This window comes from Streptomyces sp. NPDC015345 (assembly GCF_043078805.1).
In the GTDB taxonomy this organism is placed as follows: Bacteria; Actinomycetota; Actinomycetes; order Streptomycetales; family Streptomycetaceae; genus Streptomyces.
Genome location: NZ_JBIBTX010000014.1, coordinates 161,902 through 181,841, shown reverse-complemented (window position 1 = coordinate 181,841; position 19,940 = coordinate 161,902). Strand labels below are relative to the sequence as shown.

The 19,940-nt window shown below is 66.9% G+C and carries 22 protein-coding genes and 3 pseudogenes; 9 read left to right on the top strand and 16 right to left on the bottom strand.

Features of this window, described 5'->3' with window-relative positions; all coding sequences use genetic code 11:
• The 3 genes and pseudogenes from ACF062_RS38035 to ACF062_RS38025 all read right to left on the bottom strand — a co-directional run.
• Positions 1-254: pseudogene (locus ACF062_RS38035) on the bottom strand (hypothetical protein); the annotation flags it as partial.
• Between the two features lie 62 nt (positions 255-316).
• A complete protein-coding gene (locus ACF062_RS38030; RefSeq protein WP_392144623.1) occupies positions 317-649 on the bottom strand; it encodes a hypothetical protein in 333 nt (110 codons plus the stop codon).
• Positions 650-888: 239 nt separating this feature from the next.
• Complete coding sequence (locus tag ACF062_RS38025; protein ID WP_392144621.1) at positions 889-1,527, bottom strand: hypothetical protein; 639 nt, start codon at positions 1,525-1,527, stop codon at positions 889-891.
• A gap of 577 nt (positions 1,528-2,104) precedes the next feature.
• Here ACF062_RS38025 and ACF062_RS38020 point away from each other — a divergent pair.
• Both ACF062_RS38020 and ACF062_RS38015 read left to right on the top strand, forming a co-directional pair.
• Positions 2,105-2,236, top strand: coding sequence for a hypothetical protein (locus tag ACF062_RS38020; RefSeq protein WP_392144619.1), 132 nt, complete (start codon positions 2,105-2,107; stop codon positions 2,234-2,236).
• Between the two features lie 677 nt (positions 2,237-2,913).
• On the top strand, positions 2,914-3,138 hold the full coding sequence (locus ACF062_RS38015) for a hypothetical protein (protein WP_392144617.1): 225 nt from the start codon (positions 2,914-2,916) through the stop codon (positions 3,136-3,138).
• A gap of 11 nt (positions 3,139-3,149) precedes the next feature.
• Here the strand turns inward: ACF062_RS38015 and ACF062_RS38010 are convergent, their stop codons facing one another.
• The 6 genes from ACF062_RS38010 to ACF062_RS37985 form a co-directional block, all read right to left on the bottom strand.
• Positions 3,150-3,707, bottom strand: a complete 558-nt coding sequence (locus tag ACF062_RS38010; RefSeq protein WP_392144615.1) for a DNA ligase — start codon at positions 3,705-3,707, stop codon at positions 3,150-3,152.
• Positions 3,708-4,058: 351 nt separating this feature from the next.
• Positions 4,059-5,048: a ribosome-inactivating family protein gene (locus ACF062_RS38005; RefSeq protein ID WP_392144613.1), complete on the bottom strand. Its 990-nt coding sequence runs from the start codon at positions 5,046-5,048 to the stop codon at positions 4,059-4,061.
• A gap of 422 nt (positions 5,049-5,470) precedes the next feature.
• A complete protein-coding gene (locus tag ACF062_RS38000) occupies positions 5,471-5,785 on the bottom strand; it encodes a hypothetical protein (RefSeq protein ID WP_392144611.1) in 315 nt (104 codons plus the stop codon).
• Positions 5,786-5,856: 71 nt separating this feature from the next.
• Positions 5,857-6,072, bottom strand: coding sequence for a hypothetical protein (locus ACF062_RS37995; RefSeq protein WP_392144609.1), 216 nt, complete (start codon positions 6,070-6,072; stop codon positions 5,857-5,859).
• Positions 6,073-6,558: 486 nt separating this feature from the next.
• Positions 6,559-7,101, bottom strand: a complete 543-nt coding sequence (locus ACF062_RS37990; protein ID WP_392144607.1) for a flavoprotein — start codon at positions 7,099-7,101, stop codon at positions 6,559-6,561.
• Positions 7,098-7,517, bottom strand: a complete 420-nt coding sequence (locus ACF062_RS37985) for a hypothetical protein (protein ID WP_392144653.1) — start codon at positions 7,515-7,517, stop codon at positions 7,098-7,100. The genes ACF062_RS37990 and ACF062_RS37985 overlap by 4 nt, the downstream gene beginning before the upstream one ends.
• Here ACF062_RS37985 and ACF062_RS37980 point away from each other — a divergent pair.
• Both ACF062_RS37980 and ACF062_RS37975 read left to right on the top strand, forming a co-directional pair.
• Positions 7,401-7,811, top strand: coding sequence for a DNA glycosylase AlkZ-like family protein (locus ACF062_RS37980; RefSeq protein ID WP_392144645.1), 411 nt, complete (start codon positions 7,401-7,403; stop codon positions 7,809-7,811). The genes ACF062_RS37985 and ACF062_RS37980 overlap by 117 nt on opposite strands.
• Entirely contained in the window at positions 7,808-9,076 is a 1,269-nt protein-coding gene (locus ACF062_RS37975; protein WP_392144605.1) for an MFS transporter, read from the top strand. The genes ACF062_RS37980 and ACF062_RS37975 overlap by 4 nt, the downstream gene beginning before the upstream one ends.
• A 243-nt stretch (positions 9,077-9,319) precedes the next feature.
• Here ACF062_RS37975 and ACF062_RS37970 read toward each other — a convergent pair whose 3' ends face one another.
• A complete protein-coding gene (locus ACF062_RS37970; RefSeq protein WP_392144603.1) occupies positions 9,320-9,511 on the bottom strand; it encodes a hypothetical protein in 192 nt (63 codons plus the stop codon).
• 236 nt (positions 9,512-9,747) lie between these two features.
• Between ACF062_RS37970 and ACF062_RS37965 the strand changes: the two genes are divergently transcribed.
• A complete protein-coding gene (locus tag ACF062_RS37965; RefSeq protein ID WP_392144601.1) occupies positions 9,748-10,182 on the top strand; it encodes a VOC family protein in 435 nt (144 codons plus the stop codon).
• Here the strand turns inward: ACF062_RS37965 and ACF062_RS37960 are convergent.
• The 3 genes and pseudogenes from ACF062_RS37960 to ACF062_RS37950 form a co-directional block, all read right to left on the bottom strand.
• Positions 10,168-10,594, bottom strand: a pseudogene (locus tag ACF062_RS37960) (transposase); the annotation flags it as partial. The gene ACF062_RS37965 and the pseudogene ACF062_RS37960 sit on opposite strands and share 15 nt — an antisense overlap.
• Positions 10,595-10,651: 57 nt before the next feature.
• Positions 10,652-11,083: a hypothetical protein gene (locus ACF062_RS37955; RefSeq protein ID WP_392144599.1), complete on the bottom strand. Its 432-nt coding sequence runs from the start codon at positions 11,081-11,083 to the stop codon at positions 10,652-10,654.
• A 622-nt stretch (positions 11,084-11,705) separates the two neighbouring features.
• A complete protein-coding gene (locus tag ACF062_RS37950; RefSeq protein WP_392144598.1) occupies positions 11,706-12,047 on the bottom strand; it encodes a hypothetical protein in 342 nt (113 codons plus the stop codon).
• Here ACF062_RS37950 and ACF062_RS37945 point away from each other — a divergent pair.
• The 3 genes from ACF062_RS37945 (at position 12,037) to ACF062_RS37935 (ending at position 14,654) form a co-directional block, all read left to right on the top strand.
• Positions 12,037-12,360 (top strand): hypothetical protein, encoded by a 324-nt coding sequence (locus tag ACF062_RS37945; protein ID WP_392144596.1) that lies wholly within the window; start codon positions 12,037-12,039, stop codon positions 12,358-12,360. The two genes, ACF062_RS37950 and ACF062_RS37945, sit on opposite strands and share 11 nt — an antisense overlap.
• Positions 12,361-12,942: 582 nt before the next feature.
• Positions 12,943-13,404: an AAA family ATPase gene (locus ACF062_RS37940; protein WP_392144594.1), complete on the top strand. Its 462-nt coding sequence runs from the start codon at positions 12,943-12,945 to the stop codon at positions 13,402-13,404.
• 794 nt (positions 13,405-14,198) lie between these two features.
• Positions 14,199-14,654, top strand: a complete 456-nt coding sequence (locus ACF062_RS37935) for an endonuclease domain-containing protein (protein ID WP_392144592.1) — start codon at positions 14,199-14,201, stop codon at positions 14,652-14,654.
• Positions 14,655-15,784: 1,130 nt separating this feature from the next.
• Here the strand turns inward: ACF062_RS37935 and ACF062_RS37930 are convergent.
• Both ACF062_RS37930 and ACF062_RS37925 read right to left on the bottom strand, forming a co-directional pair.
• Positions 15,785-16,852 carry a ParB/RepB/Spo0J family partition protein gene (locus ACF062_RS37930; RefSeq protein WP_392144590.1) on the bottom strand — a complete coding sequence of 356 codons (1,068 nt, stop codon included), beginning with the start codon at positions 16,850-16,852 and terminating at the stop codon, positions 15,785-15,787.
• A complete protein-coding gene (locus ACF062_RS37925) occupies positions 16,849-18,114 on the bottom strand; it encodes a ParA family protein (RefSeq protein WP_392144588.1) in 1,266 nt (421 codons plus the stop codon). The genes ACF062_RS37930 and ACF062_RS37925 overlap by 4 nt, the downstream gene beginning before the upstream one ends.
• 456 nt (positions 18,115-18,570) lie before the next feature.
• On the opposite strand from ACF062_RS37925, the pseudogene ACF062_RS37920 reads away from it, so the two are divergent.
• A pseudogene (locus tag ACF062_RS37920) lies at positions 18,571-19,328 on the top strand (IS5 family transposase).
• On the opposite strand, the gene ACF062_RS37915 reads toward ACF062_RS37920, so the two are convergent.
• Positions 19,310-19,762, bottom strand: a complete 453-nt coding sequence (locus ACF062_RS37915) for a DUF5959 family protein (protein WP_392144586.1) — start codon at positions 19,760-19,762, stop codon at positions 19,310-19,312. The pseudogene ACF062_RS37920 and the gene ACF062_RS37915 overlap by 19 nt on opposite strands.
• Positions 19,763-19,940 lie beyond the last annotated feature (178 nt).

Below are 19,940 nucleotides of genomic sequence, written 5' to 3'. Positions count from 1 at the left end.
CGGCTCACGGGGTGGTTCTTCAGTGCAGTGTTGACGACACTGCACTTCTTTATGTTGTGGCTCCCCGAGAAGTGCTTCCAGCCGAGTTCACTGTTGCCCACGCGCGTGGGTATATCACGCCTTTCCGCGTCCTGTCGTTCACACTGCACGGATTTGTTCCAGGCGGGTGCTGCTTGTGCGGGAGTCGCCGTGCCGACGAAGAGAGCGGTAGCTCCGACGGTAGCTACAGCCAGCGATAAGGTGGCTTTCTTCATATCCCCTCCACTTGGATGGACCATCCGGTTCTCAGCGACGCAAGCGGCGCGCGGCCAGGGGATCAAGCGGAATGGACTCCGCTGTCCGGCCCCACGCCGACGACGCAGGGGCCAGCCTGCAACCGCTGCGTCGGATTTCCGTCTTTCCTGTAGATCCAGCCAGACGCCATGTCCGGCGTTCGGACGCAGTCGGCGATCAGCCGCACCTTGCCGCTGTAGACGCGGCACCACGTGTAGGCGTAGTTCTCCGTGGTGTGAATCCGGGGGCATTCGTACGATGCGGACGCCGACGCGATGAGTTTCACGCCACCACCGAGGCCGAGTTCCGTCCCAGATTGCGCAGAGGCAGAAGAAAGAGGCACCAGCGCGACTCCTGCGGCCATCACAGCCGCCACCGCGGTTGTCCTCGATCGTGTGCCCAGCATGACGCGAGCCATGGGCATACCCCATTTCCTCCGAGTGTGCTTTCCTTTCCCTGGAGCATGGACGGGGGAAATGGCATGCGCAAGGCTTTCCCTTGTCCGAGACAGTCCCGGACAGAGGCGCCATGTCCGGCCTGGTCAGCAGCGTGTCCGCGACACGGCGGGGACACACTGAGGCCGTTCTCCTCGTGCCGAAGGCGGTGGCGCGGCGGTCACCAGTAGGTGAGATCGATCGCATGCGAGGCATGCGGGTCCATTTCGTCGACCGTCATCCGTTCCTCCTCCGTGATCATGGAAGGAAGCGCCGCCAACAGGGCGGTGAGAGCGCCGGACGGCCGTACGTCCACAGCAGTCACGCCAGGGGTTCCCTCGGTTTCAAGGTAGAGACGCAGCAGGTCGGGTTCCCGGCAGAGGAATCCGAGCAGGCGTGGGTCGGGTTTCACCTCGGTGTACGGATGCACGAGCGTGCGCAGGATGACGAAAGCCCTGTCAGTCGGGCTTTCCACCGCAGTCTCTGCGACGGACGGGGCGACCTGGATCAGAGGCATCCCCAGAACGGTGCCGGCACGGACGCTCGGAACCATGTATGGGCTGGTGTGCGAGGCCCGGAGAACAGCTACGACTTCATACGCGGTAAGGAAGTCCTCCCCCGAACGCAGGCGGATCTCATGGACTGTCAGACCGGATGGCACATAGGCGTTTTGCGCACCTGTGACGACACGGATGGATTCGCTCGACGGGGCCGTGGGAAGAACTCCCCGCACGCAGCTGGCCCCGGCGAACGGCACTTGCGCGTAATAGATCAGCAGACGGGTGATCTCGGCCTGCTGGTCAACGACGTCTTCATTCATTCAGCACATTCTCCTTCACCCGGTCCTAATGCCCGGCGGTCCGCAACCGGCCTCGGGGAACATCGGTACAGCGGTTGGCGCTGAGAACGATCATGGTCAGACCGTAAGCCGGCCTCGGGGAACATCGCTGCGGAAGCGGGAGAGCCAGGTTCCGCCGGCCTTCTGCCCGGGCACGACCTGGCCCCGCTCCTGGTTCTGTTCCTGCTCCTGGTGCCGGGACCTGACCGTCCAGCCCTGGTCAATCCAGGACTGCTCGATACCTGCCTTCTTCTGCTGGTCGCAGTTCGCGCACAGAGTCAGATTGGTCTCGGGAGGGAGGCTGCCCCAGCTGACGTGCTCGACCGCCTACCACCGCTCGTCGGTGAATGCTGCCCCACACTCGGTACAGCTCGGACGACGGGCGTAGCGCAGGAAGGGCTTCTGCTTGACCCAGGCGGGAAGTGGCTCCGGGCGCTCCTGGCGGTCGGTCTCCTAGGCGACGGCGCTGGCCCTGTGCTTGCGGGCGTCGCACAGGTGCGGATGGGAGTTTTTTGGGCCGTCCCAGTCCGTCGCTTGTGCCGCCTCCCATCGTTCGTCGGTGGACTTCGCCCCGCAGCCGGCACAGACGGGGCGGCGGGCCTCACGCTCGGCTGCCTTCTTCGCCGCCTGCTCCCGGGCCGCCCGCTGCACCTGGGTCTGGTGCTTCTCCTGGCGGGCCCTGGCCTACTGAGCAACAGACCCGGCCGCCCGGGGGCACGGCCGACTGGTCTGGGATCTCCGTGACCCGACAACCTGGCAGGGCGGCACACCCTGCCCTGCCGACGCGACTCGTACGTGCGTGCCACTGTTCGTAAGCTGGCGGTGGCCCCTGATGCTGTGCTGCCTCCAGAAACAGGACCCAGACCATGACGACCTCGGCGCCCGCCGTATCCGAGCCGGACCCGTCCGCGCTGGCCTGCCCCGGTGAGCAGGTCGGCCCGTGCACGATGTGCCGTCGCAAGACGCACAAGTACGGGCGCGGCGGCGCGACGTTGTGCCAGTGGTGCGCGGCGCCCGTGCGGGAGCGGTGGGCCCGAACGTGCGTTTCGTCAGCACCCGCGCATAGCCGCCTGCTGGTGATGGGGAGGGTCAGGCGCCGTGCTTCTTGGCCGCCGGCTTCTGAGCTGGGGCCTTCTTCGCGGTCGTTTTCTTAGAGCCTGCTTCGAATGCGGCATGTGCCAGGGCCCCAGCTCCCCCATCCACCACTGCGAACTCTGCACCTGCCACCGGGGCATCGACGGTGGGGAACAGACCGGCCCCCCGCCGACCCGCAGAGGCAGGGCGCATGAGCAACCGCAGCAGGTGGGCTTTCTCCTCGGCAGACCAGACGTAGCGAGCCCCGCCTGTGCCCGCCCGTACTACGACCGTGTGACAGCCCGCCGCCCCCTTGGCTCCGGCCCGCTGGCCGCGCACACCGTCCACGCTGCCCAGGCCGACCTGATCGACGCTCTGCCCGGCGTCTACCTCCCGGATGTTGCCGAGCTGCGGGCGCGGGGTGTGCTCGGAGGCCCCATGGCGACGCCCCCGGTTCCGCGGCGGGCCCTCGGAGCCGGCAGCCGCGCCAACGATGAGCCGCCCGGCCTGGCGACCTGACCGCCGTGGGATCAGCGTGGGGCGGGCAGTCCCACCCGGGGAGCAGCCGTCACCAGGGAGTCCAGGCCCGCCGCCCGCTGTACCGATGTTCCCCGAGGCCGGGGCAGCTGTACGGCCACGCGGCGGGGGTGGGCGGCGGGCCCGACGTAGCCGACGACGTCCGCGTCAACCGTCTCCGCGTGCCGCAATTTTTGCCAGATCCGCCCTTCCCGGTACACGCTCCTCGCCCGCTTGGCGACCACACCCTCCAGCCCCTGAGCGGGCAGATGCTCGTACCAGGCGAGCGCGACGTCCGCATCGTCGCTCGCCGGCGTCACCTGGATCGGCGGCGGCACCCCGTCAAGCACCTCCAGGAGCGCGACCCTTCTCTCCGTGTACGGCCGCCCGCGCAGGTCGACACCGCCCGCCTGCAGACAGTCCCACACGACGTAGTTCGCCAGGTACTCCGCCGCGAGGGCGGCCGAGCGGCGCACGGTGGAGTTGCCGCGGGCCTGCGCAGCCGAGAAGGACAACCGTCCGTTCACCCACACGACCGCCTCGCCGTCCAGGACCGTCCCGGGGCGCAGCACCGCGCTGCCCGGCCACGGCGAGATCCATCCACGCGGAGGTGACGGTGCGCCCCGAACGGGTGTGGCAGCGCATGGTCTCTGCGGTGCGGTGCATCACGAGGCGGTGCCCGTCGTACTTCGGCTCGTACCACCAGCCCGGGCCGCGCGGCAGGACGGTGACGGACTCGGCGAGCGCGACGGGGTACTCCACGCTCAAACCCCTTCTCGGAACCCGCTTCGAGGGTTCCGAGAAGGGCTCTCATTCGGAGGTTCCAATACGGGTGGTGTGGGGCGTGTTGTTCTTCGGGCTGAGGGGCCCGTCGGAGTCCGGCCCGCGGGGACCGGACTCCGGCCGCTGTGGCGCTGCCAGGGTCAGACGCCGCTGCCCAGAATGCCGATGAAGGGGGCGATGCGGGGGCCGCCGCCGGGCGGACCGTTCAGGATATCCTCCACGTTCCTGAAACGCCGCCCGTCGATGCCCACGGGCTCGGCCTCGAGTCCCTGTAGGTTCCGGTGGGCCAGCGCGGACAGGGTGTGCCAGTTGTTTTGAAGCGCGGTGCCGAATCCGCCGAGGTGTGCCGGGCGATCGTTATAGCTGCGGTCTTCGTCGTAGATGAGGACGTTGCAGATGCGCTCCTGGATGAAGCCACCGAAGCGGGCAGCTTCGGAGGTGGCGCCGATGAAGAAGGCGAGCGCCCGAGTCACTCCGTTGTTGTTCATGTTGTTCGGTCTGGCGTTGCGCAGCTCGTTCAAGTGGCGCAGGAAGTTGTGCGCCGTGTACTCCTGCTCTCCCCGCCACAGCGGGTCGGCGTTCAGCGTCGCGTAGTTCCCCGTGGACTCCATCACGTGGACCAGGGGAGGCGGGGTGTTGGAGGCACGCCCGAGGCTGTCCGCCAGGTGATGGGTGTAGCTGGCGTTGAAGCGGTAGTGCTGGCCCCGGGAGGTAAAGCCCATCAGGTAGAGGTCGTCCACGGAGAAGTACAGATTGACGTCGTTCCTCGAAGCGCCGGTGTCGTCGCTCCAGAGCAAGATCTGGATGACGCGGTTGGTGCGAGGCTGATGACCGCGGACCGACGTGTCGTAAAGACCGGGTCTGCCCTGGGTGCCGGCCATCTCCTGGCTGGTCAGTGCGCGCAGCCGGTCCACCACGTACCGGTAGTTCGCCGACTGCCGGGTGGCAGCCGAGGTACCACGCTCTCTTTGATAGCCCTCCATACGCCAGTCGAGTTTGGTCCACAGGGCATTGGTAGCTGCGTAAGCCTGCGGTGCGGCCACCCCCTGCAGCGTCCCCAGGGCCGGAAGCGCCAGTACCGCAGCTCCGATCCTCGCGAACGATCTACGAGACAGTTCCTTTTCGCCCATGAGCGCGCCTTCGAAAGTGTGAAAAGTGAGGAGTGAGGAGGCGGCTCACAGCGGGACATCACCGCGGCCGCTCCTCCCGATGAACGGGACTCTGCCGGGCACCGCTCACGTCGGGCTCACGTTTCACTCACGCCGGCTGCCACTCTTCAAAGGGCAGGCTGTGGGCCACACCGCGGGACCGTGACCGCAGCGGGGCCAACAACCTGAGAACCACCCCTACGCCTACCTACCTGCACAACAGGGGTTCAAAGACGGGTTCTCTGTGCTCGCCGGCCAGCTGTCAGAGGGCGAGCTGTAGTAGTCGCCCAGCTCCAGAGTGAGGTAGAGGCCGAAATTGTGGGTCACGCTCCACTCGTACCGCGACGCCACCCCAACGCGGCAGCACCCCGGCCCGTGGCTGCCGCCAAGCAGCCTGAGCTGTTTCACCCCGGCCACTGCTCAGGCACCGGGCTGGACTCGACGACATCATCCAGGACTCGGTCCCGAAGCTGGTCTGTGAGCCGGTTGATCGCGTTGACCAGGGATGTCACGACGTCGATGGGCTCTCCTGCGTCGATTGCGGCTTCCGCGTCCTCAATGAGTTGGAGAGCATCGTCCGCGAGTTCCCTACGCGTGGCAGCCTCCTGCACGCTGAGACCGAGCAGCTCGTCGGGAGCCAGCGCAGAGGTGAGGCCCGCCAACTGGCCTTGGCAAGACGCCATTTGCTGGAGAGCAGCATCCAGGGGTTCGTACGGCACATCTCGGCAACGAATCACAGCACCCGAAGTCACCCATTCGGCGGCGTGGTCAAGGGTTCAGAGATGGGTTCTCAGTGCGCCCACACGTCGGGGCCGCCGCCGCGCCACTCGATGAGCGAGGAGCGGACCACATCCATTTCGTCGAAGTCCTGAAGCCCGGCCTCCTGCATGAACGCCGCGATGTCCCGGACGCTGTACGCGCGGCCGGAGATCTGCCCGTCGACCCGCACGCGGCGGCCGCCCTCCTCATCGGGCGGATACACGACGACCGGACGATCAGAAGCCATGCGACCAGCGTGCGGCCGTAGCGGATGCGGCGCGTGTGCTGATACTCCGCTCGCGCCAAGGAGACTGTCAGTGCCTCATGCCACCCTGGGTGGGCCCGGCGGTGCCCATCCTCGAAGACGATGCTGCCGCCGGGCACACTCAGGCGGCCGCGGTCACCGCCCCTCGCTTCCGGGCACCCTCGCCCCGGGCCACCCAGACACAAAGGCCGACAGCGCGGCACGCTGCCGCCCCTCCTCAGCCACCGCCTGCGCGAGCGCCTGGCGGTCGACGTGCCGCTCCACCGCCGCGAGGACCAGGCGCTGCAGCTCGGCCGCATCCAGCGCCTCGGCCTCCCACTACTGGGACAGCTCGCGCTGACGGTTCTGGCCTGTAGGCGCAGTCGGCGGCCGGGCAGGCACCAGCGTTACCTGCGTACAAGCGGGTCTCGCCTTCCGGCGAGCAGATGTTCCGGCGCCCCCTACCGTGCTACCTCTGGCGAGCGGAGGTCAGGCGGGGAGTGCGTCGATTGCGGCCTGCCACGGGTAGGCGTCGAGGTCGCCGTGCTTGGGCTTGTGGGGCACGAATCCGCCCTCCCCGAGTAGCACGGTGACGCCCGCTTCGCGCAGGAAGGCGATGTGGCCGGTGACGGCGGGGTGTGCGGCTTGGGCGTCGTTGAAGTGCGGCAGGGCGATGATCGGCAGGCCGAGGCCGATGCCCTCGGTGATGAGGCCGAGGGCGAGGGTGTCGCTGATCGCGGTGGCCCATTTCGCGAGCGTGTTGTTGGTGAGCGGGGCCACGAGGATCGCGTCCGGGGCGGGCAGGACGTCCGGCTGGGAGGGCAGCTTGTACTGCCAGCGGACCGGGTGTCCGGTCAGCGCCGTCAGGGACTGGATCTCGCCTTCGGTGTCCTCGCTGAGCCATCGGTACGCGGACGGCGTGAGGATCACGCACACGTCCCAACCGGCCGCCTGGGCGGCGCGGGCGGGGACGTGGAGGCATCGGGTGGGCGGGGCGGCGCAGGCGATGAGGTAAAGGATGCGTGTGGTCACCGGGGCAGTCCACAGCGATCAGCAAGTGCGCGCAAGCGCCCCTCCGCGGAGCCTGTGCCCAATAGGCGCAGATCCTCCACGAGTTGCTTGGTGCGGGGGCGGCACAGGAATTCCTCGGGGGCCTCTTCCTCGGCTTTGAGGAGCGTGGTGACCGCTTCGGTGCGAAGGCCGGCTTGCTTCTCGCCGATGGCGCGGTCGGTGAGCAGGTGGGCGCGGCGCTCGCGTGGGAGGCCGGCGAGGGCGGCAGCGGGGATGTCGGCTGCGACGGCCACGGCGTCCGCGCCTTCGCTGAGCTGGACGTGGGCGGCGACGCGGTAGAGCTTGCAGTTGGTCGGGCCGAAGCTGGTCCACAGTTCGTCCCCGTCGAAGCCGAGGCGTGTACTCCGCTCTCGCCCTTCGACTCCTTGATCTGGCACCGCTCCCGTATGCGGCGCCTGTTCGGCATCGAGTACCTGTTGGAGGCGTACAAACCCGCGGCCAAGCGCGAGTGCGGCTACTTCGGCATGCCCGTCCTCGTCGGCACCAGCCTCATCGGGCGGATTGCGGTCCGTGTCAGCAAAGGCACCGCCCACATCGAAGGCCACCAGCTCATCAAGGGCCAGGACCCCGCCCATCTCGAACGCGCACTGGCCGTCATTTGCGGGTGGGCCAACGCCACGAGCGTCCCCGCCCTGACCATGTCCCCGCAGTCCGTCGGAGTCACCCCGTGAGCGATACGACCATCAGCTACCGCGCCACCCTCGCGGTGCCCAAGACCAAGGGTGTCCTCGCCCTCGGTGTGCTCAGCCGTCTGCCCGCCGGCCTCGTCCCCTTCGTGGTGCTGATCTCCTTCACCCAGCATCACGGGATCGGCATCGCCGGCCTGGCCTCCGGCGCGATGCTGCTGGCCATTGCTGTCCCCGGCCCCGCCCGCGCCCGCTGGTGCACCGCCCGCGGGCCAGGAGGTGTCGTGCTTATGGCGCTGGCCTGTGTAGTGTTGTTCGCTATCGCAGCAGCCATGACCGGATACCGCTTCTGGCAAGTCCCCCTGGTGATCACCACCGCGGCAGGTGCCCTGTTCCCACCCCTGACACCGAGCCTGCGGGCCATCTGGTCCCGCCTGATGCCCAACAAACAGCACCTGCAGAGCATCCACGCGCTGGACTCGATCACCGAAGAACTCACCTTCGTGGCCACACCGTTGCTCGGCACGGCAGCCATGGCCCTGGCAGACTCCCGCTGGGTCACAGGCATAGGGGCCTTCCTGCTCCTGCCCGCGGCCCTGGGGCTTGCCGCCGTCCTGCGCACCCTTCCCACCGACGAACACGACGCCGCCGAGCACGGTGATAAGGCCGAGTCGACGGTTCGGCGTCGTTCACTCATCAGGACCCGGGACGGCCAGGGCATCACCGTGCCCATCATCGTCCTTGGCCTGTGCGGAGGAGGACTCAGCGTCATCATCCCGGCCGCCACCGAGGACTTCACCAACGTCATCTCCTCTGGCTACTCCTTCGCCGCCTTCTCCCTGGGCGGCGCCGTCGGCGGACTGCTGTACGGGCGAAAGAAATGGACGGCATCCCTGCGACACCGCTATGCGATCGCCACGGCCTCACTGGCCATCGGCGCCCTGCTGCTGGCCACGCTCTCGGCATCACCCCTGACTATCGTGGCCGTCTTTTGCGTCGGCCTACCCATGACGCCGATCTTCGTCATCTCCTACCTCCTCGTCGACGAACGCATCGACACCACCCGGCACGCAGAAGCCAACGCCTGGCTCGGCTCCGGCTACAACCTCGGCTCCGGTGCCGGTTCCATGCTCGGCGGCCAGCTCCTGGCCCTCACCGGCCCGCGCCTTGTAGCGATCACCCTCGCAGCGATCGCGGCCCTCGCGACCTTGACCGCCCACCGGCTGCCGAACAAGCCAAGCCCCGACAGGGAATCTCAAGCAGCAGGCGTCCCACCAGAAGCAGGGAATCTCTCCAGCGAAACACCCTAAGACGCCGGGTACCCATTACCGCCAAGGAGCCGGCCACAGTCCCCTACGCGGGCGCACCTCTCGGTCGCGCCATCGCGGTGCGCATCAGAGTGGCGTCCATCGTCATCCGGTGCGCACCACGGTGGAGTCCATCGGGTGGAGCCCACTCGATGTCGTGCATCGCCACTGGATGCTGAACATCGTCGGCTCCACTCGGTGAACACTCGCCTCCGTGCACGGGCGCGCGGAGTCCATCGCGTCTACTCATCCCCGGCGACGGCCCCGCGCGGTGCGCCACAGGTTCGGCCGGCCGCCGGGGTACTGCCGGGAGCGGCGCCGGACGGGTGGCGGCGTCGGCGACCGGTACAACGGTATATGCAGCCGGGCCGCGTCGGCGAGCTGCTCCAGGCGCTCGCGCTGCTCCGGTGAAAGGTGCGGCAGGGTCGGGGCAACCATAGGGGCCTCCGTACTTGAGGGAGCGGTCCCCGGCACCCTCCCCGCTCCCGGATGGCTTCGGGGGTGGGTGCTCGGTCGCGTCCCGGTGCCTGGCGTGGTGACTTCGTCGTCCGTCCCGCCGTGCGGGCCGCACGGCGCGGCACGGCTAGGTCCTGCCCGGCGGATCACCATGGACTGGCGATAGCCGCTCCGTTGGGCCATGAAGCATTGTCAGAGGCGCGCAGTACGGTCCTGCCATGGCAGCCAGAATCGATCTGACACTTGATTGCGCGGATGCACAGCTCCTTGCTGCATTCTGGAAAACGGCATTGGGCTACGTCGACGAGCCTCCGCCCGCTCCCTTCAGAACACGCGAGGAGTGGCTTGCGCAGTTCGACCTCCTGGAAGAGGACAGCGAGGACGATGGTGCGTGGCTCTGCGATCCCGATGGCGTCGGCCCTCGCCTGTCCATCCTCAAAGTCCCGGAGCCCAAGACGGCAAAGAACCGGCTCCACATCGATGTCCGGGTGCCTGGACACGGCAGCCCCGAGGAGCGGTGGGCGCGGATCAAGGCAGAGTCCGGGCGTTTGGTGAGGGCGGGCGGGAGGGTCCTGAAGGAGTGCGACGGACACCACGTTGTGATGGCCGACCCGGAGGGCAATGAGTTCTGCGTTGCCTCAGCGAAGCCATAGTCGCAGCGCGACAACGGTGACGTGCCGTGGAAGACGTATGCGCGCTTGTCGTATCTGGTGGCCACTGCCCGGAAGTTCTTGAGCGCGTTGATCGTCCGTTCAACTTCGTTGCGGCGCTTGTAGATCGTTTTGTCGAAGGCGGTGGGCCGGCCGCCACTGCCGCCGCGCCGTTGGTAGTTGGTCCGTTGTTCCTTTGGATGGTGTGCTTGATCTGGCGTCTTCGCAGGTAGTGGCGATTACGCCGCGACGAGTACGCCTTGTCACCGCCCAGGTGGTCGGGCCGGGTGTGGGGGCGACCGCCGCCCTGGCGGGCAACACGGATGCGTTCCAGGACCGGGATGAGCTGCGGGGCGTCGCCCCACTGGCCGGGCGTGAGCAGGAAGGCGGGCGGACGGCGGCCTCCCTCACCGGCGGTCCGCCATGAGGCCACTGTCCTCGTAGCGGCCATCGAGAGTGGCTGTGATCGTCGTTAGAGCTCGTAGTCCTGGGCCAGCTCGTCCCAGCGAATGCTGCGAAGAGCAAAATCAGCATTCTCGCTCGACGGGACATCCGGGGTGGCCTGGAACCAAGCCACGACGAGAGCGGAGCGGTGCAACACTGCGTCGAGTCCAGTATCGACCGCTGTCGAGCCGAACACACCGATGCAAGCCACGGAAGGCAGCACCTCAACGGGGCCGAAGGCGCCGGCGGCCTGGTCCGGGTACGCACGGGAGGGCGGAACGAGATGAACCGGCGCGAAGGAGAACGCATGCTCGGCCTGTCGCAGGAGCCCGCTGACCTTCATGTCGTTGATGCGCTGGCACGGATAGCCCTCCAGCATCCCCCCATAGGTCGTAGACATCCGCAGCTCGATGAGCTCGATCGAACGACCGGACGAGAGGGCTATGTGGCTCAGCGACATGCCGACAACCCTACGTGCATGATCCGCTTTCGATACACGGCCTAGGGCGCCACGCCACCACTTCACACGCCAACTCGTCCGTCCACTCGTCCTGGCGGGCCGAGCCCGGAGCCCATCGTGGCACCCGAGCACCTCAGCCCGGATCCGGCAGCAGGCCCAGAGGGCGGCGCCACCCGGCACAGGCAGCCGACAGACATCGGACGCCCGCCGCATCCAGGCATACTGCTTCAGAACCAGGGCACCAGCACATCAGACAGCTCGGCTCCCCCTTCCGAGCACAACGGGCCCGCCACCATCCCCCCGGTGACGGGGCCGCCCACTTCGCCCCTCCCCCAGAAGCAGGCGGCAACCGGCGAACGGCTCGCCACCGCACTACGTATGCTCCCGCGCCTCCTCCACCATGTCGTGCAGCCGCCATTGCCGACCGGGCCCGGTCACGTCAGCGCCTGCCGAAGCGGGAGAGCCAGGTTCCGCCAGCTTTCTCCTCGGGCACGGTCTGGTCCCGTTTCTGCTCTTGGCCCCGCTCCTGCCCTGCGGTCGTCATTTGGCCCCGCGACACCCTCCAAGAGCCGTCAGAACCGGCCTAGTACTCCAGCTGTAGATCGTGATCCTCATGTCTGATTCACGGCTTGTCGGCGGTAATGGCTGGCCTTGGCGCGGGCCTGGTGGCGACGTCGCCAGGCGGACCCTCAAGGCGGTGGGCCACATCGCTTACGGGCCGGGCGACCAGCGTCGTGAACAGGTGCTGGATCTCGTTGCAGGTGAGCGGGATCAGACCGTCCGGGACGGAATGGCGGGTGTGTTCGTCGGCGCGGACGACGGCGAGGAAGGCGTGGGCGAGCATGACCAGGGTGACCCAGCGAGACCACGAGGTGAAGCGGCGGAGTTGGTGCTCGTCCAGTCCGGTCAGGCCCTTTCCGGCCTGGAAGGTTTCCTCCACCCGAGGAGTCCCGATGCTGAGCACGCCTCCCGCCCTGATCGCCGTTGTCGGCCCCATCGAGCCCCCGCTGTTGGCCGCCTGGGTCCGCCACTACCGGTGGCTCGGCGTCGAGCGGTTCCTGATCGCCTTCCACTTCCCTGACCACGTCCCCGACACCCAGCGGCACGAGCTCCAGGCCGCCTGCCGCGAACTCGGCATCGTCCCCACCGGCACATCCGCTGGCCCCTGGCACGAGCACACCAACACCCAGCTCCGCGACACCAGGCCGGTCCCGGCTGGCACCTGCTCGCCGACGCCGACGAGTTCCAGCAGTACCCCGCCCCACTCTACGAGGTGATCGCCCAGGCCGTGAAGACCGGACACCGGGTGGTCGGCGGGCTGATGCTCGACCGCGTCGCCGCCAGCGGACGCCTGACCGGCTGGAGGCCCGAAGGCAGCCTCGACCTCGCCTATTCCCTCGGCGGCCACCTCACCCACCGGCTCCTGCACGGCGACCTGAGAAAGATCGCTCACGCCCGCCATGACGTCACCGTCTCCTCCGGCAACCACCGCTCCCCCGGCCACCGGCCGAACGCGGACCGCATCTGCGCGGTTCACCATTTCAAGTGGCGCTCGGGCGTCCTGGACGACCTCCGCCGCCGGGTGCGGTACTTCACCTCCGGCACCTGGCAGGAACACACCCTCGGCCGTCCGCGACGAGGCCAACCGCCTGCTGACCCACATCGGCCAGCACGGCGGCGTAATCAACACCAGCGATCCGCGGTTCGCCTTCCGCCAGGTCAGCCTGGACCGGATGCCCTTCGGCTGGCCCTGCGAGGCCCGCAACATCTTCACCACCTGGCGTCCCCACGCCCACAGCGCCCAGGATTGACAGGCAGCACCCGCGCTCGCGGTCACCACGTCGCGAAAGGATGACCACGTGCCCCTCGCCGTACTCCTGACCGGCCTCACCGGTTCCGGGAAGACCACCGTCGCCCAGGCCCTGGCCGACCGCGGCTACCTCCGGCTGTCCGTGGACGAGAAGGTCCACCGCCTCCACGGCCGCTACGGCGTGGACTACCCCGAGCACACCTACTTCGAGCGTGAACGGCCCGTGGTCGAAGCGACCCGGGACCGGTTCACCAAGGAGATCGAGGCCGGGAACGACGTCGTCCTCGACCGCGGCCTATGGCGCCGCAGCGAGCGCGACCTCTGGCGGCAGGCCGCCCGCGAAGCGGGCGCCCTGCCCGTAGTTGTCTACCTCCCCACCGACCGCGAAGAGCTGCTGCGACGCCTGGCCGAACGCAACCAGCGCAAGGACGCCAACGCGCTGACCGTCACCCACGAAGCCCTGGACGACTTCTTCGCCCGCTTCGCCCCCCGTCCGACGACGAAGACGTGATCGTCTACACCGGGGGACTGGACGCACTCGTGGCAGCCCTCACCGAAGCCCGGAGGCGGTAGGGCGGGGCCTCGGGTCCGACGCTCAGCTGCACGACCCCTACGGATGCGTGCCACTGCGGGCAGCGGGCAGGACGGCGGACGTTGCCGACCACAGCTGGAGGAAGCAAATCTCTGAGGCACCGCGGCCATGCTGCACTCCGAGCGGTGCGCCCCTATTACGGCGTAATAGGGGCGCCAGCAGCCGGACATGGGCATCTTCTGCTGGAAGCCCGAGAGACACCCCGGTTGGCCAAGACACACGGCAAGGAAGCCAACGATCGGCCGCCCGTAGCCCTCAGCCGACTTGTCGGCTGAGGGCGCTGCCCTTCTGCTGCTTCCCTCAGCCGGGAGGCACCGTTGCGCTTCAGGCGTGGATCTTGATGAGGCAGTCTGAGCACCAGCGCTCATCTGGGGCGTTCAAAGTGAAGGGAAGACGGTGCCTTTGTCGGTACAGGCGATGGCCTGGAACTCCTCTGTCACGTGGCCCGCGCGTTCTCGTACGGCGAGCATGATTGGCCCCCCACCCCCACATCTCGGTGGCGCGGTCGGAAAACCGCGCGAGGGTGACGTTTGCTCGGCGAAACTACCGTCCCGGTCGTAGGCGACCGGCTGAACTACTTGTATGGGGGAAAGGGAAACGATGCAGGAAGCGCTGGCACCCGAGCAGGGCCGACGATGCGGGAACGACGAGTGCGATCAGCAGCCACGCCCTAGCCAACTCAATGGACGCGTTCCCCTCTACTGCTCAAAGCCGTGCAGAGGGCAGCAGAGCGGAAGCGTCGCAGAGAGAAGGCGCTGCAGCAGACGCACAGATGGTGTCGTGAGTGCGACAAGACGAAGCCGATCGACCAGTTCACGCGGCCTTTAGCCTTCTGTTGTCAGGAGTGCATCAGCCTGCGAAACAAGGATCGGTATGTGCGGTTAGGAGGCACGGACACCGCGTACGACCGTAGCCTTCGATACCACTACGGGTTGACGCTGGATGAGTACAACCACCGATGCTGGGCGCAGAGAGACCGATGCGCCATCTGCGGCGAACAGCCCGAGACGCGGCTGTGTGTCGACCACGACCATGAGACGAATGCGCTACGCGACCTGCTCTGTACTCATTGCAACCACGCGCTGGGAAACGCACGAGAGAACCCGGCACCCTCCGAGCTATGGCCGACTACCTGGAGCGGCACTCGCAGCGGGACCCGGCCGCTATGAGGTACGCGCCCAAGCGACCGAAACGCGAGGGGCGAGCGCCTGGCCGGAGAATCGCTCCTGACGAACTTTCTGACTGAGCGTCAAGTCCGGTTCACGGCACATTCGACGGTTTTCGAACGCCACCATCTTCGATCACGGCTTCGGTGGTATCTGGTCGCCTGGTTCCGGATAAGCCGGTTCGCCCGCACTTACCAACGCCCGCCCTGTCGATTCCACGCCCTACGAGCGTACTTGGCACCGGGATGACGCGAACGGAAGGGCCCCGGCCCCTCCTGTGGGAGAGACAGCGCACTAGAGGATCATCTCGTTTCGGCGACCTGCCTGTGGAGCGCCGCCAGCCTTTCGGGATTGCGGTTCCGCGCATGTCTGATCAGCAGGCGGACCAACTCGAAGAGGTCGCCTCCTTCCATCGGTCGAGGTGTGTGGCGATGAACCGGGTCAGCGTATGGCAGCCCTACTACCGATGAACTGTCAACCGTAGGCTGCTGGTCCAGGGGTACGCCGTTGTGGGCCCGCGGGTCGTCGGGCACGGCTGGCTCCTGCTCCGTATCGGCTGGGTCCGGCGCCGTAACGCTCGAAGCCGCTTTACGGCCGTAAAACGGGTCGGCTCGCGGCTGAGCAGGCTCACCTGGTGGTTAGTCCAACGCCTTGGCCAGGGAGACAGGGACCTTCTGTACGGCCGGTGGCTGGGCTGCCCTTTTCTCTTGGCTGCCGACCGCTCGGTGGATGCGGATGCTCGCCGCTGTTGCTCGTCTTGCCACCATGCCAGCTGCTCCGTGTCGCTCCACTCGTTATCCCTGGCCAGCTTCCCCAATGACCGCGTGGGGTCGAGCGGCATGTTCTTCTTCAGCACCAGCTACTGGAGCTTGAGGGCCAGGTGGGTAAGGAGGATCCGCCAAGTCACCCAGTCATCGGCCCTCTCCAAGTGCTGGGCTACGTCACGCCGTGCTCCTCAGCAAGACGGTACGCTCTCGATCTCGTCTTCGCTCACGATCCGGGACCACTCAACGCAGACGAAGCAGACCTATGAACCAGGCACCCTGGCTGGAACACGAGCCTCGTCGTACATACTCGCGACAGCACGAAGCCCCCGGACTTTTCGATCCGGGGGCTTCACTGGCTGGTGAGCATCAGCTCGTCTTGGCTGTCTCCGCACGCCGATGCTGCGCTCGCTCAGTCACCTCATCGACCATGGCGAAGAACTGGGTGTCGTCCATCCGCTGGTCCAGGTAAAGCGCGGCTTCCTTACCGTCGTGGTACGGGAACTTCTGGAGGATATGACCTCCGTCAGTGGGCGACTGGCGAGGCTCTGGAACGCCCTCGCCCTCTCCCCCGCTGGTGACGCGGTTGACACCGCCGTTTCGATACGGTTCGGCGCGCTCGCGCGCGTCGCCGGCCGCGCCGGGGTTGGCCTCGGAGTTTTGCACCGAGTGCTTCGGGGGCGTCGGAGCTCGTTGCTGGCCCTTCTTCTTCCTCCGTGCTGCCTTCTCCTGCTGTTCCAACGCCTGTTGCTGCTTCAGCTTGACCAGCGCCGCTTCCTGCTGCTCGGCTGGCTTGTTACCCACAGCGCGCAGCAGGTCGACCGGTTCCCGGCCGATGCGTTGCTTCAGCTCAGGTGTCAAGTTAAGCAGTGCCAGGCGCTGAGACACCCAGCCCTGGGATTTGTGCAGGCGTTTAGCCAGAGCGGTTTGGGTGCCGTGGATGGTAAGCAGTCGCTGCAGGGCGTGGGCTTCGTCGAGCGGTTCGAGGGCTTGGCGGTGGACGTTTGCGACGAGTGCTGACTCAAGAATTGCTTCCGGGTCACTGCCCTGGTCATCGTCGACCATGACTTTCAGGTGGGTGACTCCGGCTTCCCTTGCGGCTGCGAGACGGCTGCTGCCGTCGACGACGACGTGCGTCGTGTCCGGCTCCAGCTCCTTCTCCCGTTCCGGGTTGGCTGCCACATAAGCATCCCGGTTCATGACCGTGATGGCCTGCTTCTGGCCGTGCTCTTTCAGGCTTCCTGCGAGCTCGGTCAGGTCTCCGAGGCTGGTCCGCGGGTTGTCAGGGTTGAGGCTGATACGCCCGACAGGGAGGCTGGTTGGCGGGGCGATGCCCTCGGTCGGTACGCCCGTCGCTGCGCTGATCGCGGCACGTCGGCTGCTGATGCTGTGGGTGGCGCCGAAGCGGCCGGCTCCGAGCTGGTCTGCCTTGCTCATGCGATCTCCCGGGCCAGTGCACGCATGCCGATGGCTTGCTGCGATCTGGGGGCGTATGTCAGCAAGGGCCGCTTCATTCGGACGGCCTCCTTTTGTTCCTTGAGGTCTCCGATGAGGCCGACGACTCGTGGGTCCTTGATCTCGACCCACCCCTCGAGGGAGGACGTGGCGATGTATCCACGCCGCCCGTCGTAGAGATTGACTGCGATGCCGAGGTAGTCGATGTCCAGGGCGAGGTCGTTGCTCAGGTCGTCGATCTGTGTGGTGAGCAGGCCGTAGGCGTCGGCAGAGCTGTCTTCTGCCTGAACGACGATGAGGACTCCCGAGCGGCCGGGGCGTTCACCGTCGCGGCGACGGCCGTAGTAGGCAGCGGCGTCCATGCTGAGGCCAAGGCTGGGGGGACAGTCGACCAGGATGACGTCGTAGTCGCCTTCCAGGGGGGCCAAAGCCCGTTCCAGGGCGGCTTCTCGGGCGCGTACGGCCGAAAGCCGCACGTCGAGGAGGAAAGCGTCGGTGCAGGCAGGCAGCAAGTGCAGGCGCCCACCGAAAGACTCTTCCTCAACGGACACAATAAGGTCGCGCAGGTCGCCCTTGGGGTCTCCGGCCATGTGGTTGGTGAGGCTGTCGCCATTCATGGGCAAAGGAGTGGCGCCGAGCTGGTTGGTGAGGTGTCCCTGGGGGTCGAAGTCGACGAGGAGGACACGCAGCCCGAGCCCCGGGAGGTTCTCGACGTCCAGCGGATCGTCGGCTGGACGATCGTCCGCGGATTCGCCGTTGCTCGCGCGGAGGGCCTTGGTGAGCTGCTTGGCGACGCGTACCGGGTAGAGAGTGTTGGAGTCTTCCGCGAGCGCCTCGCCGGTGCCCGCCGTGATGGCTGTCTTGCCCACTCCCCCCTTCTGGTTGCAGACGACGACGCGCTGGGGGATGTCGGGCCGCTCGACATGCGGTGCCGGGTTGGTGTCCAGCCACAATTGCACGGACTGTGCGAGTCCCTGGATGAGGGAGACACCGCGCTCGGCGGCAGTTGCCCGGAACGTCTCCCACTGGCCTTCCGGCAGGAAAGTGGAGAAGGAGTCGGCGCCGGCGGTGTCGATCGTTGGCGGACTGGAGGCCAGGCGGGTCCAGGCGTGGATGCCCTGTTCCACGGCGACTTGGATCTCGACGCGGTGCTGGGCGGCTCTGATTTTGAGGGCCTGCCGGAGCGATCCCGGCAGTTTGGAGACGACCTTCTCGCGGTCGCTGGAGGTGGCTGGCGAACTCATGGAGGACACCTTACTAACGTCATAGATCGTTTTCTGCAACGACGCGCTAGTTAGCCTATGCTGGTGATGGCGCCCGACCTCCTCCACCTGGCTATTACGTCGTAATAGCGGGTCCGGGGGCTGGATTTGCCCTCCCACGACTGGAGCTATTACGACGTAATGACGCGTAGCCGCTCGTGCAGCAGTGGGTGGGGAAGGCGCTCACCCATCGGAAGCGACGACCATCTCAGCCCCCGCCCCGTGGGTGATGCCCCTGCGGCCCAGACCGTCTTGGTCGCGGCCCGAGGCCAGTCTCTGTCAGAGCCGGCAGCCCGCGATGAGTTGGCTTAGAACTCCCACCGAAATGATCTTCGAGATGGTTGGATCGCTCCGGGGCTGGCGATCTGGGGGTGTGGGGTGGCTCGGCCGAAGCTGTGGGATGTCGACGATGAACTGTGCTCGGTGATCGAACCGTTGATGCCGAAGGTGGAGCGCCAACATCGGCATCCTGGCGTAAGCGGGACCGGCTGGTGTTCCAGGGCATCCTGTTCGTGCTGCACACCGGGATCGCCCGGGAACACCTCCCGCAGGAGCTCGGCTTCGGCTCGGACATGACGTGCTGGCGCCGCTTGGCCGAGTGGACCAAGGCATGTGTGTGGCTGCGGCTGCACGAGGTCTCCTCGCGAAGCTCCGCAGCGCGGACGCCCAGGACTTCTCCCGGGCGGCGGTCGACGGCTCCCACATCCGGGCGTTAAAGGGGGCTCCAAGACGGGCCGAAGCCCTGTTGATCGGGGCAGGACAGGCAGCAAGCATCACTTGATCACCGATGCCACCGGCATCCCGCTCGCCGTCACCCTGACCGGCGGCAACCGCAACGACGTCACCAGCTCATCCCGCTACTCGTAGCGATTCCGCCGGTCCGGGGCAAGCGCGGCCGGCCACGGCGCTGCCCCGACGTCGTGCTCGGCGACCGCGGCTACGACCACGACAAGTACCGCCGCCTGGTCCGCGCTCTCGGCGTGAAGCCGCTGATCGCCCGACGCGGCACCGAACACGGCTCCGGGCTCGGAACCCAACGCTGGGTCGTCGAGCGCTCCTTCGCCCACTTGCACTGGTTCCGCCGCCTGCGGATCCGCTGGGAGATCCGCGAGGACATCCATGAAGCCTTTTTTACGCTCGAATGCGCACTCATCTGCTGGCGCCGCCTGGCAGCAGTTCAGCGCCGCCACTCATAGACACCCGGTGAAGACTGCAGGACCTCGCTCGGCCACTCCTTCCGCACCAGCCCAAGCAGCCTCCGCTGCTGGTCGATCCATCCCTCTTCAAGGCAGATGGGAAGGAACACGGAGACGCGCGAGCTGCCTAGATCTTCTACACGGACGGCGGGAGTCTCATGCTCTTCGTTGTACGGCTGGATCCTGATCTCAGGGCTGTGGTCGTTGTCCTTCCAGCAGATGTCCTGACCGGCAGCGAGCAAGTTGAGAGCCCGAGACCAGGCGTCCAGGTCGGAAGGGCTCAGGGACGTGTCGAGTCGACCATTGACGAAGCTACTCGTGATGAGGACCTCTGCGTCGAGCAGATCGTGAAGGTGCAACACGCCCGGCAACCGACGTCCGAGCACACGTACCCGGAAGCTGTTGTCGCCATCCGAGAGGCTAATCAGTTCCACCGTGCACCCTCGCTCTGCCCGCCCACCGCCTGTCACAGCTCATGGTGCTGAACCAGCCCTTCAGCCACAACCAGGTTGTCCCGGCCTCATTCCGTTAGGAGTTCTTAGACGGTGCGGCGACGCAGATCAGAGACGCACACGTGCTGCAGCCAGAGTGTGAATGGCCAGTGAGCCGTCG

Bases quoted from the DNA above. Each gene is read 5' to 3' on its own strand.
- ACF062_RS37970 (WP_392144603.1), bottom strand. From the start codon at position 9,511: ATGGTTGCCCCGACCCTGCCGCACCTTTCACCGGAGCAGCGCGAGCGC.
- ACF062_RS37995 (WP_392144609.1), bottom strand. From the start codon at position 6,072: ATGGCTTCTGATCGTCCGGTCGTCGTGTATCCGCCCGATGAGGAGGGC.
- ACF062_RS38025 (WP_392144621.1), bottom strand. From the start codon at position 1,527: ATGAATGAAGACGTCGTTGACCAGCAGGCCGAGATCACCCGTCTGCTG.
- ACF062_RS37945 (WP_392144596.1), top strand. From the start codon at position 12,037: ATGCTGAGCACGCCTCCCGCCCTGATCGCCGTTGTCGGCCCCATCGAG.
- ACF062_RS37965 (WP_392144601.1), top strand. From the start codon at position 9,748: ATGGCAGCCAGAATCGATCTGACACTTGATTGCGCGGATGCACAGCTC.
- ACF062_RS37955 (WP_392144599.1), bottom strand. From the start codon at position 11,083: ATGTCGCTGAGCCACATAGCCCTCTCGTCCGGTCGTTCGATCGAGCTC.
- ACF062_RS37925 (WP_392144588.1), bottom strand. From the start codon at position 18,114: ATGAGTTCGCCAGCCACCTCCAGCGACCGCGAGAAGGTCGTCTCCAAA.
- ACF062_RS38005 (WP_392144613.1), bottom strand. From the start codon at position 5,048: ATGGGCGAAAAGGAACTGTCTCGTAGATCGTTCGCGAGGATCGGAGCT.
- ACF062_RS37930 (WP_392144590.1), bottom strand. From the start codon at position 16,852: ATGAGCAAGGCAGACCAGCTCGGAGCCGGCCGCTTCGGCGCCACCCAC.